This window comes from Streptomyces sp. NPDC057302 (genome assembly GCF_042667685.1).
Classification (GTDB): domain Bacteria; phylum Actinomycetota; class Actinomycetes; order Streptomycetales; family Streptomycetaceae; genus Streptomyces.
In genome coordinates this window covers 76,474-90,321 of sequence record NZ_JBHUZJ010000002.1, presented here as the reverse complement: position 1 = coordinate 90,321, position 13,848 = coordinate 76,474, and the positions used below count along the sequence as shown (strand labels likewise).

At 71.1% G+C, this 13,848-nt stretch carries 14 protein-coding genes; 6 read left to right on the top strand and 8 right to left on the bottom strand.

The window, feature by feature from the left end; genetic code table 11:
• Window positions 1–57 precede the first annotated feature (57 nt).
• Window positions 58–723, top strand: coding sequence for a GNAT family N-acetyltransferase (locus ACFUPX_RS01785; RefSeq protein WP_383314113.1), 666 nt, complete (start codon window positions 58–60; stop codon window positions 721–723).
• A gap of 415 nt (window positions 724–1,138) precedes the next feature.
• On the opposite strand, the gene ACFUPX_RS01780 is transcribed toward ACFUPX_RS01785, so the two are convergent.
• Window positions 1,139–1,576, bottom strand: coding sequence for a VOC family protein (locus ACFUPX_RS01780; protein WP_383314111.1), 438 nt, complete (start codon window positions 1,574–1,576; stop codon window positions 1,139–1,141).
• A gap of 82 nt (window positions 1,577–1,658) precedes the next feature.
• Here ACFUPX_RS01780 and ACFUPX_RS01775 point away from each other — a divergent pair, with 82 nt between their 5' ends.
• On the top strand, window positions 1,659–2,048 hold the full coding sequence (locus ACFUPX_RS01775) for a (2Fe-2S) ferredoxin domain-containing protein (RefSeq protein ID WP_383314108.1): 390 nt from the start codon (window positions 1,659–1,661) through the stop codon (window positions 2,046–2,048).
• A gap of 3 nt (window positions 2,049–2,051) precedes the next feature.
• On the opposite strand, the gene ACFUPX_RS01770 is transcribed toward ACFUPX_RS01775, so the two are convergent.
• The gene (locus tag ACFUPX_RS01770) at window positions 2,052–2,564 is read right to left on the bottom strand and encodes an FBP domain-containing protein (RefSeq protein ID WP_383314105.1); all 513 of its coding nucleotides are present in this window, start codon (window positions 2,562–2,564) and stop codon (window positions 2,052–2,054) included.
• A gap of 288 nt (window positions 2,565–2,852) precedes the next feature.
• Window positions 2,853–4,199, bottom strand: a complete 1,347-nt coding sequence (locus tag ACFUPX_RS01765) for a 6-phospho-beta-glucosidase (protein WP_383314102.1) — start codon at window positions 4,197–4,199, stop codon at window positions 2,853–2,855.
• A 208-nt stretch (window positions 4,200–4,407) separates the two neighbouring features.
• Here ACFUPX_RS01765 and ACFUPX_RS01760 point away from each other — a divergent pair, with 208 nt between their 5' ends.
• Window positions 4,408–5,247: a hypothetical protein gene (locus tag ACFUPX_RS01760; RefSeq protein ID WP_383314841.1), complete on the top strand. Its 840-nt coding sequence runs from the start codon at window positions 4,408–4,410 to the stop codon at window positions 5,245–5,247.
• Window positions 5,248–5,314: 67 nt separating this feature from the next.
• Window positions 5,315–6,631 (top strand): MFS transporter, encoded by a 1,317-nt coding sequence (locus ACFUPX_RS01755; protein ID WP_383314099.1) that lies wholly within the window; start codon window positions 5,315–5,317, stop codon window positions 6,629–6,631.
• On the opposite strand, the gene ACFUPX_RS01750 is transcribed toward ACFUPX_RS01755, so the two are convergent.
• From ACFUPX_RS01750 to ACFUPX_RS01730, 5 genes are all read right to left on the bottom strand, one after another.
• Complete coding sequence (locus ACFUPX_RS01750) at window positions 6,628–7,140, bottom strand: thioesterase family protein (RefSeq protein ID WP_383314096.1); 513 nt, start codon at window positions 7,138–7,140, stop codon at window positions 6,628–6,630. The two genes, ACFUPX_RS01755 and ACFUPX_RS01750, sit on opposite strands and share 4 nt — an antisense overlap.
• On the bottom strand, window positions 7,137–8,129 hold the full coding sequence (locus tag ACFUPX_RS01745) for a 3-hydroxyacyl-CoA dehydrogenase NAD-binding domain-containing protein (RefSeq protein WP_383314093.1): 993 nt from the start codon (window positions 8,127–8,129) through the stop codon (window positions 7,137–7,139). Before ACFUPX_RS01745 ends, ACFUPX_RS01750 begins: the two co-directional genes overlap by 4 nt.
• Before the next feature lie 32 nt (window positions 8,130–8,161).
• Window positions 8,162–9,058 (bottom strand): 3-keto-5-aminohexanoate cleavage protein, encoded by an 897-nt coding sequence (locus ACFUPX_RS01740; protein WP_383314090.1) that lies wholly within the window; start codon window positions 9,056–9,058, stop codon window positions 8,162–8,164.
• Window positions 9,059–9,162: 104 nt separating this feature from the next.
• On the bottom strand, window positions 9,163–10,014 hold the full coding sequence (locus ACFUPX_RS01735) for a TetR/AcrR family transcriptional regulator (RefSeq protein WP_383314087.1): 852 nt from the start codon (window positions 10,012–10,014) through the stop codon (window positions 9,163–9,165).
• Window positions 10,015–10,238: 224 nt separating this feature from the next.
• A complete protein-coding gene (locus ACFUPX_RS01730) occupies window positions 10,239–12,200 on the bottom strand; it encodes a beta-N-acetylglucosaminidase domain-containing protein (protein ID WP_383314084.1) in 1,962 nt (653 codons plus the stop codon).
• 174 nt (window positions 12,201–12,374) lie between these two features.
• Between ACFUPX_RS01730 and ACFUPX_RS01725 the strand changes: the two genes are divergently transcribed.
• Window positions 12,375–13,070, top strand: coding sequence for a FadR/GntR family transcriptional regulator (locus ACFUPX_RS01725; RefSeq protein WP_383314081.1), 696 nt, complete (start codon window positions 12,375–12,377; stop codon window positions 13,068–13,070).
• The gene (locus ACFUPX_RS01720) at window positions 13,067–13,846 is read left to right on the top strand and encodes a creatininase family protein (protein ID WP_383314078.1); all 780 of its coding nucleotides are present in this window, start codon (window positions 13,067–13,069) and stop codon (window positions 13,844–13,846) included. The genes ACFUPX_RS01725 and ACFUPX_RS01720 overlap by 4 nt, the downstream gene beginning before the upstream one ends.
• Window positions 13,847–13,848: the final 2 nt, after the last annotated feature.

Genomic DNA, 13,848 nt, shown 5'->3' with positions numbered 1-13,848 from the left:
CGCCGTGTTGTGGCCTCTGCTGAGGCCCCTTCTGTGCCCCCGGAGGGGCCGCACCCCTTGGACAACCCCGCCTACGCGGCGCTGAACGGGCCGCATGCGCGGTTCGCCGAGCGGCGGGGGCGCGTGGTCCGTTATCAGCAGGACGTGTCGCCGTGGCTCGGTCTGCCCGATGCTCCCGGGCCCGACGACTGGGCCGATCTCGCCGCGCTCGCGGGGCCCGGGGCGGAGGTGCCGCTGCCGGGTGTGCGGGTGGCGCTTCCGGCGGGGTGGGAGCTCACGTTCGACATGGAGGGCGTGCAGTTGGTGGACGACGGGGTGGCCGCCGCGCCCGATCCGGAGGCTGTACGGCTCGGGGCGGATGACGTCCCGGAGATGCTGGATCTGGTCGAGCGCACCCGGCCCGGTCCCTTCCTGCCGCGGACCGTCGAGCTCGGTACGTATCTCGGTGTGCGGCGCGGGGGTGCGCTTGTCGCGATGGCCGGGGAGCGGTTGCGTCCGCCGGGGTGGACGGAGATAAGCGCGGTCTGCACGGATCCGGGGTTCCGGGGGGAGGGGCTTGCGTCGCGGCTGGTCCTGGCGGTGGCCGATGGGATCCGCTCCCGGGGGGAGACTCCGTTCCTGCATACGTCGGCGCGGAACACCGAGGCCATCCGGTTGTACGAGGCGCTGGGCTTTCGGTTGCGGCGCAGGACGAGGTTTGTGGCGGCGCGGGTGCCGGGCTGAGGGGGCGGGGTGGTGTGCGGCTCCGTCACGGGGCGGGGCGGGGCGGGGATGCGGCGCCGGCGGTGCGGTACTGCTCCGTCTCAGGGGCGGGGCCGCGCCGGTATGTCCGTCCTCGCTATCGTCCGGTGGCCGCTTTGGTACTTCGGTTCCGGAGTCCCGCGAACCGTGCTCCGGGCAGACATACCGGCACGTCCCCTCAGGTCTCGATGCCGACTGCGGGTGTGTGCGGGCTGGTCTTCTCCCTCGTGGCTGGGGTGGGTACCCTGCTGACGAGCCCCGCCCACCAGCTGTGCAGCCAGCCCCTCTATAGCTGCGGGGTACTCGGGTGGGTGGGTGGGAGAGCTTGTTCGTGCAGGGGCGTGCTGCGGGGGACTGTTCAGGCGGCGCCCCGCGCAACAGCCGCCGCCAGGAAAAATTAGAGCAGGCAGAATTCGTTGCCCTCGGGGTCGGCCATCTCCACGTGATCCGGGGTGCCCCGCAGCGCATGCTCGCGGATCACCCTCGCCCCAGCTCCGGTCAGCCTCTCGACCGCCGCCATGACCCGCGGCCACCGGATCTCCCACGGAGTCTCCCGGCCGCCGCCCACCTGCACGTCCAGGTGGAGCCTGTTCTTGCCCAGCTTCGGCTCCGGGACCTTGAGGAAGGAGAGGCTGGGGCCCGAGCCCTCCGGGTCCGACAGATAGGCGCCGTCGTCCCACTCCTCCTCCGGGACCTCGTGGTGGACGAACCACGCTTCCCAACTGGTGAAGCCCGTCGGTGGGGGCTTCTGGGCGTAACCCAGCGCCAAGGCCCAGAACTTGGCCAGCTCGCCCGGGTTGGCGCAGTCGATGGTCACGGTCCACGCAGTCGTCATGGATGCTCTCCCTCTTCCCCGCAGAATGCGATGGACCGAGCGTGCCACGAGGTACTGACAACAGGGCTGAGATGATCACCGGATGAGTCCCGTCATCTCCATCGGATCCGCCGCCGCCCGCCCCTGCACACTCGTCGTGTGCCGAGGCTGCTGCTGTGGCAACGTACGCAAGCACCCCGGCACGGACCACGACTGGCAACTGGCGCGGCTGCGGGCCGCCGCGGCGGAGTCGGCAGGGCGGTTCGCGGTGCGTACGAGTGAGTGTCTCGGACCCTGTGGCCAGGCGAACATCATCGTCGTACAACCCTCACGAGAAGGCCGCCGCAGAGGTGGGCGAGCCGTCTGGGTCGGCTTCGCCATGGACGACGAGTCGATCGACGAGATAATCGCGTGGGCCGAGGCGGGCGGGCCGGGGATCGCGGCACCGTCGCCGGCGCTCACGCTGCAAGTGGTCGATCCCCGGCAGACCTGACCGTCAGGCCGCCTTCGATCCTTCGAGGACCTTGTCGAGGAAGCCGTGCAGGTTCGCCACGGTGCGCGCGTTCTGCTCCTCCAGCGTGAGGCTCTCCTCGAAGCGGCGGGCCAGGGCCGTGGTCTTCTTGCCCCGTACGTAGAGGGAGCAGGCGAGGTCCGCGCAGATGTAGATGCCGACCGAGTTGCCCTGCCGGCCCGCCGGGCCGGAGAGGGGCGCCACGAGCAGGGTGATGCCCGAGCCGGACTGCGGGGTCACGCAGACCGAGCAGATGCTGGACTTGAGCAGGCTCCTGCGCGCGCCGGTCGAGGCGCGCAGCGCGATGCCCACGTACGCGCCGTCCCGCTCCGTCACGATGTAGCCGCGATCCGGGGCCTTGGGGTCACGCCACCCGAGGAAGTCCAGGTCGGACCAGGCGATGTCCGGGAAGCCCGCAGGGAGAGTGAGCCTGCGCGCCTCGCCCTTGGAGCAGTTGACGAAGGCCGCGCGAATCTCTTTCTCGCCGATAGGTTCCATGATCCGTAATTTATCAACGCCCCCGCCGAACCGTCCTCCCCTTTTCCGCCGGGGGGACGCACGACAGGGCCGGCCCACCGGGCCCCGCAGTCGGCAACGCACCTGAGGGGACGTGCCGGTATGTCCGCCCGGAGCACGGTTCGCGGCACTCCGGAACCGAAGTACCAAAGCGGCCACCGGACGATAGCGAGGACGGACATACCGGCGCGGCCCCGCCCCAAGACAGACCCGCACCGCCCCCGGCACCGGGCCACCACGCCCCCCCCCAAGGCCCAGGGGCCCGCTCCCTCACCCCAGGTACCCCAACCCCGGATGCACCCCCCGATACCCCTCCACCAACCGCCGCGCCACCCCCACGGAATCCACCAGCGGATGCAGCGCGAACGCCTTCACCGCCGTAGCGCGTGACCCGCTCTCCGCCGCGGACAGCACCTCCCGCTCCACCGCCTTCACCGCGCACACCAGCCCCGTCGCATGTCCGGGCAGCGGATCGACGGCCATGGGATGCGCCCCGTTGGCATCGACGGAGCACGGCACCTCGATCACCGCGTCGGCGTCCAACGCCGAAAGGGTCGTGCGGTTGCGGACGTTGAGGATCAGCGTCGTCCGCTCGTCCCGCGCGATCGCCCGCATCAGGGCGAGGGCGACCTTTTCGTACCCCCCGGATTCGAGGTCCTCCGCCGCACGCTCCCCGACACCGGCGGCCTCGCGGTTCTCGGCCATGTAGGTGGCCTCACGTTCCGCGCGCGTCGCGTCCCACGCCTTGAGCGCCGAGGTGGAGGGCTCCGCCCGGCCCAGCTCCTCGTAGAACCGTGCCTGCTGGTCCCGCAGGAACGCTCCGCGCGTCTGCTCGGCCTCCTGGTAGGCGCGGACGGCCTCGCGGTTGAAGTAGTAGTAGTGCAAGTACTCGTTCGGGATCGACCCCAGCGACTGGAGCCACTCCGCGCCGAAGAGCCGCCCCTCCTCGAACGAGCCCAGCATCTGCGGATCATCGAGCAGCCGCGGCAGCTCGTCGCGCCCCGCGATCCGCAGACCCCGCAGCCAGCCCAGGTGGTTGAGGCCTACGTAGTCGATGAACGCCTCGTCCGGATTGCCGCCCAGCATGCGGGCCACCCGGCGCCCCAGGCCCACCGGCGAGTCGCAGATGCCGATGACGCGGTCACCGAGGTGCCGGGACATGGCCTCGGTGACCAGGCCGGCGGGGTTGGTGAAGTTGATGACCCAGGCGTCGGGGGCGTGCTGCCTGACCCGGCGTGCGATGTCGACGGCAACGGGCACGGTCCGCAGGCCGTACGCGATACCGCCCGCGCCGACGGTCTCCTGGCCGAGGACGCCCTCCGCGAGAGCGACCCGCTCGTCGGCCGCACGCCCTTCCAGGCCGCCGACACGGATCGCGGAGAAGACGAAGTCCGCGCCCCGCAAGGCCTCGTCGAGGTCGGTGGTGGCCGTGACGGTGGGCGCGTCCGGCTCCCCTGCCGCCTGGTCGGCGAGGACCCGGGCGACCGCGCCGAGCCGCGCCGCGTCCAGGTCATGCAGCACGACCTCGGTGACCCGGCCTTCGGCATGGTCGCCGAGCAGCGCGCCGTACACGAGCGGAACGCGGAATCCGCCGCCACCGAGAATGACCAGCTTCACGTCTCAACCACCTTCTGTCGGAACAGCCGTCGGAACATCTCGCGTCCGGCTCACGTACACCTGTCGGGCTGTCAGAACCCACCCGTCGACAGGGCTCACGTTACGTACGATTGCCCGGCAGCGATCGACCCCCCACGGAGGTAGCGCACCGATGACACCCTTCAAGACATCCGCGAAGACGTCCGTCACCCTGATCGGGGCCGTCACGATGGCACTGACGATGGCGGGCGCCGGCGCCAGCTCGGCCGCCGACGGAGCCGGCACCGCCCCGAGATCCCCGGGCGGCTGGCAGGAGTCCGGCGTCTCGTCCGTCAGCTCCCTCACCGGCAGCCAGGGCCTCGCGAGCCGCGCCGACGGCAGTCTCCTCTACCGCGGCCTCGCCTCGATCCCGCTCGACCTGCGGATCAAGGGCTGGGGCCATGTCGGCGACCCGGACATAGCCGCCGGCCACACCGTCGACGCCTATCAGGGCGGCGACGACGCGAAGTCGAAGATGTTCGCCGTCACGACACCCGGCGGGAAGCGCTATCTCTACGAGCACCAGCTCGACGCGGGCGAGAAGCTCAACAACTCCTTCGCGGCCGTCTCACCCGACAAGCAGTGGCTGGTGTCGGGCGAATGGGGTGATCAGAACCGCCTCCAGGTCTTCCCCGCCCCGCTCCTCAACTCCTCGACCCCGCCCACCGGCGGCGCGCTCCCCCAGGCCGGTCAGATCTCGCTCGACAAGCCGGTGCGCGACATCCAGGGCTGCGACTTCGTCTCCGACACCCGCCTGGTGTGCGCGTCCAACGACGCGTCGAAGGAGCTGTGGCCCGAGGACCGCCCCGTCCTCCAGGTGGACCTGGAGCGCGCGCTCGACGGGAAACCCGTCACGGGCAAGGTCTCGAGCCTGTTCGCCGCCCCGCAACGGAGCATCTGCTCCGGCACCTTCGAGACGGAGGGCGTCGACTACGACTCCGAGCGGCGTACCCTGCGCGCCGAGGTCGTGCCGCCGGCGCCGTGCCTGGTGACCACGTCGGTCTACTCGTACAGGCCGACGACGGGCTGACCCAGACAGCAGCCCACCTGCACACACTCTGAACACGCCGGACGTGTGCGGACGGGCCGGGCGGGGGATGGTCGCGATCATGACACAGCAACACCGGCACGAATCCGTGTCCGACACGCTCCCCGCCCAGCCCCGCCGCCCGATACGGCAGCTGCTCGCCGCGTCGGTGGGCAACGCCGTGGAGTGGTACGACTGGTACGCGTACACGTTCCTCGCGACGTACATCGCCGACCAGGTCTTCCCCAAGGGCTCGGGCAACTCCCTCGTACCGCTGCTCTCCACGTTCGCCGTCTTCGCGGTCGGCTTCTTCATGCGGCCGGTGGGCGGTCTGCTCATGGGTACGGTCGCCGACCGGCGCGGCAGGCGCGCCGCGCTGACCGTCACCATTCTGCTGATGGGCGGCAGCAGCCTGCTGGTCGGTCTGACGCCGACGTACGCGTCCGTGGGGGTGCTCGCGCCGGTGGTCCTCGTCCTGGCGCGGCTGCTCCAAGGGCTGTCCGTGGGCGGCGAGTTCGCGGCATCGACGACCTTCCTCGTCGAGTCCGCGGGGCCCGGACGGCGTGGCCTCTTCTCCAGTTTCCAGTACGTGTCGACGAGCGCCGGCCAGCTCGCCGCGTCCGGCGTCGCGGCCCTGCTCGTCAGCCTGCTCTCGGAGGGGCAGATGGACGGCTGGGGATGGCGGCTGCCGTTCTTCATCGGCGCGGTGCTCAGCCTGGTCGGCTTCTGGATCAGGCAGGGCGCGTACGAGACCCACCAGGCGCCGCAGGACGAGTCGGAACGCCCCGGCCTGTTCGACGCCCTGCGCAAGCACCCGCGCCAGTCCCTGCTCATCTGCGGCATCACGGCCGGCGGCACGATCGCGTACTACACGTGGACGTCGTACCTTCCGACGTACGCCGAGCTCAACACCGACATCAGCAAGAGCCAGGCCCTGCTGTCCGGCACCCTCTCGCTCGCGTTCTTCGCGCTGCTCCAGCCGGTCGGCGGGCTGCTCTCCGACCGCTTCGGCCGCAGGCCGCTGCTGCTCTTCTTCGGCCTCGGCTTCGCCGTCCTGAGCGTGCCGCTGCTGCGGTCCCTGAACGGCTCGTTCGGTTCGCTGCTCATGGTGCAGTGCGCGGGCATGGTGCTGCTCACCGGCTTCACGTCGATCTCGGCCGCCGTGAACGCGGAGGTGTTCCCCGCGCGCGTACGGGCCGCGGGGATCGGCTTCCCGTACTCCCTCACCGTCGCGCTGTTCGGCGGCACGGCCCCGTACATGGGCACCCTGTTCAAGGAGATCGGCGAACCGGGTCTCTTCCCTTGGTACGTGGCCGTGCTCTGCCTCGCGTCATCGGCGGTGTATCTCCGGCTCCCGGAAACGGCGCACAAGGAGCTGGAGCGCTAACGCGCCTTCGGCACCTCGACGATCGAGCGGCCCGCCCACTCCGGTGCCTCTTGTGCCAGACCCGTCAGGTGCTCACGGATCGTGTCCGGGAAGGGGGTCGCACGGCCCGCGTTCTGGTCGACGTGGATGGCCAGGAGCTCGGTGGTCGCCACGGGGGTGGCGTCCGGGGCGATCTGCGCCTCGGCGTCCTCCACCACGTACAGCTCGTGGGTGAAGCGGGCCTTCTTGGCGTCCGCGCCCAGGATGCGGGTGCGCACCGCGAGGTGGGCGCCCTCCGCGACGTCGTCGAGGTAGCGGATGTGCGCCTCGACCGTGTAGAGCGAGCAGCCGGTGGACTCGCGGTATCCCGCGTGCAGGCCGGTCTCGATCATCATGGCGTCGGTGGCGTACCCGAAGACGAGGACGTAGAACGCCTCGCTCATGTGGCCGTTGTAGTCGATCCACTCGGGCCGTACGGTCCGGTGCAGAAGGGGCAGCGGCTGGGGCTCGGGGGGCTGGGACTCGCTCACTTGGTCTCCTCCTTCGCGCGCTGCTGCGGGAGGCGGCCCGTCGCCCGCAGTACGTCGATGACTCCCTGGTCACGCTCGGCGACCAGGTCGGCGATGGTCCTGCCGTCCGCCGCGTCGTGGCATCCGGCGACCACCGCGTCGTACAGCTCCTTGTCGAGCTCGGGTGCTTCCAGGCGCGTCCACGGTGACTTCAGGGACGGGCCGAAGTGGTCGAGCATGTGGGCCATGCCGCCCTCGCCGCCCGCGAGCGCGAAGGTGAGCATGGGGCCCATGAACGCCCAGCGCAGGCCGGGGCCTTCGGTGATCGAGTCGTCGATCTCCTTCACCGTGGCCTCGCCGTTGGCGACCATGTGCAGCGCCTCGCGCCAGAGCGCCTCCTGGAGGCGGTTGGCTATGAAGCCGGGGACCTCGCTCGCCATGGTGATCACGGACTTCCCCGCGACCTCGTAGAAGCGGGAGGCCCAAGTGACCGCGTGCGGGGCGGTCTTGTCGCCGCCGACCACCTCGACGAGCGGGATCAGGTAGGGCGGGTTGAAGGGGTGTCCGACGACGAGGCGGCCCGGGTCGGCGGCCTCGGTCTGCATGTCGGTCATCGGGTAGCCGGAGGTGGAGGAGGCGATGACGACTCCGGCGGGCGCGGCGGCATCCAGCTGCGCCAGCAGATCCCGCTTGAGCTCCAGCTTCTCGGGGGCGCTCTCCTGCACGAACTGGGCTTCGGCGACGGCCTCTTGCAGGGTGGGCGTGACGGTGAGGCGGTCCGGCGAAGCCCCTTCGGCGAGGCCGAGCTGCGTCAGCGCGGGCCAGGCGGCGTCCACCAGGCGGCGGAGCTTCTGCTCGGCGTCGGGGGCCGGGTCCCAGGCGGTGACGTCGTAGCCGCGGGCCAGGTAGTGGGCGACCCAGCCGCCGCCGATCACTCCGGCGCCGACGCAGGCGATTCGGCGTACGTCTTCGGGGGCGCAGGGGGCGGGGGGTGTGTTGATGTCACTCATGGAGGGGTCCTACTCGTCGTGGGGGGGGAAGTTCAGGCGCGGGGCTTGAGGCCGAGCTTCTGGCGGGCCTCGTCCGGCGTGGCGACGCGCGAGCCGAGGTTCTCCGTGATCTGCACGGCACGCTCGACGAGTTGGGCGTTGGAGACCTTGTTTCCCTTGCCGAGGTAGAGGTTGTCCTCCAGGCCGACACGGACCTGGCCGCCGAGCAGGATGGACTGGGCGACCCACGGCATCTGCATGCGGCCGAGCGCGAAGCTCGCCCACTGGGCGCCTTCGGGGAGCATGTTGACCATGGCCTGGAGGACGCCCGGGTCGGCGGGGGCGCCCCACGGGATGCCCATGCAGAGCTGGAAGACGGTGGGGTTGTCGAGCAGGCCTTCCGCCAGGAGCTGCTTGGCGAACCAGAGCTGGCCGGTGTCGAAGATCTCCAACTCGGGCCGTACGCCCAGCTCCTGGATGCGCTTGGCGCCCTGGCGGAGCATGTCGGGCGTGGAGATGTAGAGGTTGTCGCCGAAGTTGAGCGAGCCGCAGTCCAGGGTGCAGATGTCGGGGAGGAGGTCCTCGACGTGCGGGAGGCGGTCAAGGCCGCCGACGAGGTCGGTGCCGGGCAGCTCGCCGAGGTCCTTGAGCGGTGCGACGGGGTCGATGACCAGGTCGCCGCCCATGCCCGCGGTGAGGTTGATGACGACGTCGGTGCCGGTCTCCTTGATGCGCTCGACGACCTCGCGGTAGAGCCGCGGGTCGCGCGAGGGGTCGCCGGTCTCGGGGTCGCGTACGTGGATGTGCACGACGGCGGCGCCCGCCTCGGCGGCCTCCACGGCGGAGGTGGCTATCTGCTCGGGGGTGACCGGGACGTGGGGACTCTTGCGTACGGTGTCGCCCGCGCCGGTGAGGGCGGCGGTGATGATGACGTCTTGATTCACGGGCATGGTGAACTCTCCCTCGGGGGTGGGGTGTTGATGCTGGTGCTGATGCTGTTACGGAGCCGCCGGTACGCCCGGTGCCGAAGCGTCAGGTGGCTGTACGCCGGGGGCTATGCGGCGCCGCGCGGCGCGGCGAGCGTCGCGTCCACGTACACGAGCAGCGCCTCGTGCATGTCGTCGAGGGTCGTGCCGTCGTTGCCGGGGGTGGTGGCGAGCACCTGGGTGGCGAGGCCGTCGATCAGCGCGGTCAGCCGGAGCGCGGCGGACTGCGGATCGACGGGGCGGAACACGCCCTGGTCGACGCCGCGCCGGATGACGTCGGCGACGGTGGCGCGCCACTGGCGGTAGTAGTCGGCGTGCAGCCGCCCGACGGCGGTGGAGCGGGCCGCCTCCGCCCACAGGTCGAGCCAGACGCTCCACTGCCAGCGCTGCTGCGGGGTGCGGGGGGTCTGTAGCTCGATCAGCTGGCGCAGTTCGTCGGCGGCGTCGGCCGCGTCCGCGATGCGGGCCGCGCGGCGGGCGGTGTCCTCGTCCATGCACCAGCGGACGGCGGCTTCCAGGAGGTCGTCGCGGCCGGGAAAGTGGTAGTGGATGGCCGCGGTGCTGGTGGCGCAGGCTTCGGCGATGTCCGCGACGCGTACGGCGTGGAAGCCGCGCTCGGCCACGAGCCGCACGGTTTCGCGGACGATCTGGAGAGGACGGCCGCCTTCCGGGGCGGCGGCGGTGCGTTCCCGGCGGGCCGGGGGTGTCAGGTCCTTGGTGCCCAGGAGCCAGCCCGCGTCCACGCCGCCGGTGTCCGCGATGCGGGCCAGCTCGGCCGCCGTGAAGCGGCGGGTGCCGCCGAGGGAGCGGGAGAGCTTGGAGGGGTCCATCACGATACGGCGGGCGAATTCGCGCTGGGTCGCGCCGGCGTCGGCGATGACCTTGCGGACCCTGTCCGCGACCTCGGGGTCTTGCTGCATGGGCGGTGACGCTACCTGGATGTTGCGCTGATCGCAATCCATCGGGCGAGACTTTCCGCAGATAGCAGCCGTTGTTGCGATCCTGACTGACGTATCAGTTATCGCAATGTGCGGCTGTACAGCGACTGGGCAGCGCGGGACGACGCGCGCCCACCCACCCGTTCACCTTCGCGCTGCGGGGTGAACGGGTGGGTGGGCGGGAGAGCATCGCCGCGCAGCGGCGGCTAGGTCCTGTCCTGCACCCCTTGGACGAACTCGTCCAGGAACGGATCGGCGATCTTCACCGCCCCCAGCTGATGGTGCTCGGCCGGGTCCACGGAAATCGCCCGCGCCCGCCCCACCAGGGACTCCATCGCCGCACGCTCACGCGCGGCCTCGGCGCCGTCCCCCTCGTCGGCGGCGGACAGCGCCGCGAGCCCGTGCCGCATCGCGGAGCCCCACAGCTCCGTCGCGTCCAGCCACTGCTTCGCGTCGTGCAGGAACTGCTTGTCCGGCACTCCGGAACGGAGCACCGCGGGGACCTTCTCGATGTCACGGGCCGTGGGCCGCAGCGCCCGTACCGCCCCGGCGGGATCACTGTCGTACCGCTTCCAGAAGGCATCCAGCTTCGGCCCGAGCACGGGCGACTGCGGCAGCCAGTTCGACTCGCCGAACGTGGGCGCCGCGTGGTTGAGGTCCACGAACGTCTGCACCGCGTCGGCGACCCGCCGGTCGCCCCCGGCGAGATACAGCGCGGCCTGCCGGCCCGAGCGCGTCCGGTCGTACCCCCGGTCGTTCCAGGAGAAGTCGTTCATGGTGAACACGGCGAGCTTGCTGGCACCCTCCTGGTTCATCGGGTTGGAGACGATGCCGCTCAGGTGGCCCGACAGGCCGGGCTCGCGCTTGTCGTAGGGCGCGAGAAGCAGCCGTCCCGCCGTGCGCGCGAAGTCGTTCACCGGGTAGTTGTCCCAGACGAACACCTTCCGGCCGAACAGCTCGGCGGCCTTCTCCGCCTGGGCGTTGGTGATCTCCGGCGGGACGACGTCCGTGCCGGTCCACATCACCTCCACGGCGCCGTCAAGATCGGCCCGCATCGTCTGCTTGTACGCGGTGTCCGTGAGGTCCCCGTACTCGGTGGGCACCATCTGCAGCGGATTGGCGCCCTCGTGCTTGGCGATGAAGTCACGCTGGATGGTGTTGAGGAGCCCCACCTGCGCCTTCGCCGCGGGGCCACGGCCCGGGTCGCCGAACTTCGCCTTGTCGGCGTCGCAGTTCCACTTGGTGTAGCTGATGTCGTCTAGCGGGACCGAGAAGGACCGCACGCCCAGGTCGTACATCGCCTGGAGCTTGGCCGTCAGCGCCTTGACGTCGGCCGGGTCCGAGTAGCAGATGGAGCCGCCCGGCGAGACCGCGAACGTGAAGCGCACGTGGTTGGCGCTCGCGCGGTCGATCAGCTTGCCCAGCTCGGTGAGCTTGTCCGCCGGGTAGGGGTCGCGCCACTTCTCACGGTGGTAGGGATCGTCCTTGGGCGCGTAGACGTACGTGTTGGCCTTGGTGTCGCCCAGGAAGTCCATCTGGTCGAGGCGTTCGGCCTCGGTCCAGGGCGGGCCGTAGAACCCCTCGATACTGCCGCGCAGCGGCATGGCGGGGAAGTCGGAGACCTCGACCCCCGCTATCCGCCCCTTGGACATCAGTTGGCCAAGGGTCTGCGCCGCGTAGAACTGCCCGGTCGCGTCCTTGCCGCCGAGTGCGACGGTGCGGTGCCTCACCCGCAGCGCGTAGCCCTCGGACTGCTCAGGCACCTTCGTCCCGCCGAGCGCCTTCGCGATGTCGGGCCGGGTCGCCGGGCCGAGCAGGACGGTCAGCGGGGCACGGCCCGACGCCTTCGCGCGTACGTCGATGTCGCGCACCCCGTGGGCACGCAGCGTCTCGGTGACGCGGCGCCTGGCCGCCTCATCGCTTTCTTCGGCGCCTCGGCCGACGACGAGTTCGGCGCGCCGGGCGAGCGGCACGTCGCCGCCCGCGCGGGCCATGTGCTGCGGGGTCGGGGAGACGACGGGGAGCCGGTGGGCCGTGGATTTTTCCTGAGCGGCGTCCCCTTGGGCCGACGCGGGCGCGGCGAACGCCGCCGGGGCCAGCGGGACGGCGAGGACGGCCAGTGCGAGGAGCGCCGTGCGCGGTCTGAGCGTGCGGGTAGAGCGTGGCATGGAACCTCCGGGCTCGGGGTGGGCGTCCGGTTGGCAACGTTGTCTACGGGCGAAAGCGCTTGAGCGCCAGCAGGCTAGATCGAGATAGATGCCGTGTACAAGGGGGCGTGGGGCATCCATCCGGTCCCGTCACGACCATTGACCGACCTAGAGACCAAGTGATTTATTCACTTCATGAGTTACGGCAGTCAACCCTCCCTGTCCGAGCGTCTCGCGGACGACATCGTCGAGATCATCCGCACCGAACGCCTCGCCCCCGGTGACGCGTTGGCCTCCTCGCGTGAGCTGGCCCGCCGCTTCGACGTCACCACGCCGACCGTGCGCGAGGCGCTGCGCAGGCTGGAGGCCACGGAGGTGGTGGAGTTCCGGCACGGTTCAGGGACGTACGTGGGACCCGGCGTGGACCGCAGGCTCCTGGCCAACCCGCATCAGCCGCGCAGCGACCGCGCTTCGGTGCTCGAACTGGTCGGGGCCCGCCTCGTCCTGGAACCGGCGATCGCCGCGACCGCCGCGCGCATCCAATCCCTGGACGGCGTCGAGCAGTTGGGCCTCGCGGCGGGCAACGCCCTGCTTCCGCCCGAGGAGTCCCTGCGCCGCTCCGCGCACTTCCACGTGGCGCTCGCGGCAGCCAGCGGCAACACCCTGCTCCGGGAGGCCGTCGAGGCGCTGCTGTACGTGAGGGCGCGCGAGCAGGTGGAGATCCGGCACCGCTATAACGACCGCGAGCGCGACCACGCCGAGCACGTGGAGATCTACGAGGCGGTGCGCGCGGGCGACGCGGCGGCGGCGGAGCGCCTCACCCGCGAACACCTGACGGCGATCCGCGACGCCGTCACCGCGGCCGACTTCCCCGGGGAGGAGGGCCGATGACCTCCCGACGCCCCCACCACCTGGCCGAGATGACCACGCTCGAAGCCGCCGACGCGGTCCGCGCCAGCCCCCTCGTCATCATTCCCGCGGGCGCCTTCGAGCAGCACGGGCCCGGGATGCCGCTCGCCACCGACACCGTCCGGGCCGAGCAGGTCGCCGCTCTGGTCGCCTCGCGGCTCGACGGGCGTGCCGTGGTCGGGCCCTCGCTCGGCATCGGGGTCTCGCCGCATCACCTGGCCTTCGCCGGCACGGTGAGCCTGTCGACGGCGACGCTGGCCGCGCTCGTCCGTGACTACGTCGACAGCCTGCACCGGCACGGCTGGCGGGACGTGCTCGTGATCACGGGGCACGGCGGCAACAACGCCACGCTCACCACCGTCGCGCAGGACCTGCTCGTCACCCACCCCGGGCTGCGGTTCGCCTGGACACCCCTGACCTCACTCGCGGGGGAGGCGGTCGCCGCCATGCGGCCCAGTGCGGTCCACGGACACAGCGGCGAGGCAGAGACCGCTCAAATGCTGTACCTGGCACCGGAGTTGGTGCACCGCGAACGTCTCGCCCCGGGGTCCGTCACCCACGACGACCTCGATCCGCTCTCCCGGGTCGCACGCCGCGGCGGCCATCCCGCCCTGACCCTGCCGTACGACCGGCTCAGCCCCAACGGCGTACTCGGCGATCCGCGCCGCGCCACCCCCGAGGACGGCCGCGCGATCGTCGACGCCGCCGTCCACCGCATCGTCACCTTCGCCAAGGAGTGGCTGGCCAGCACCGGCTGACC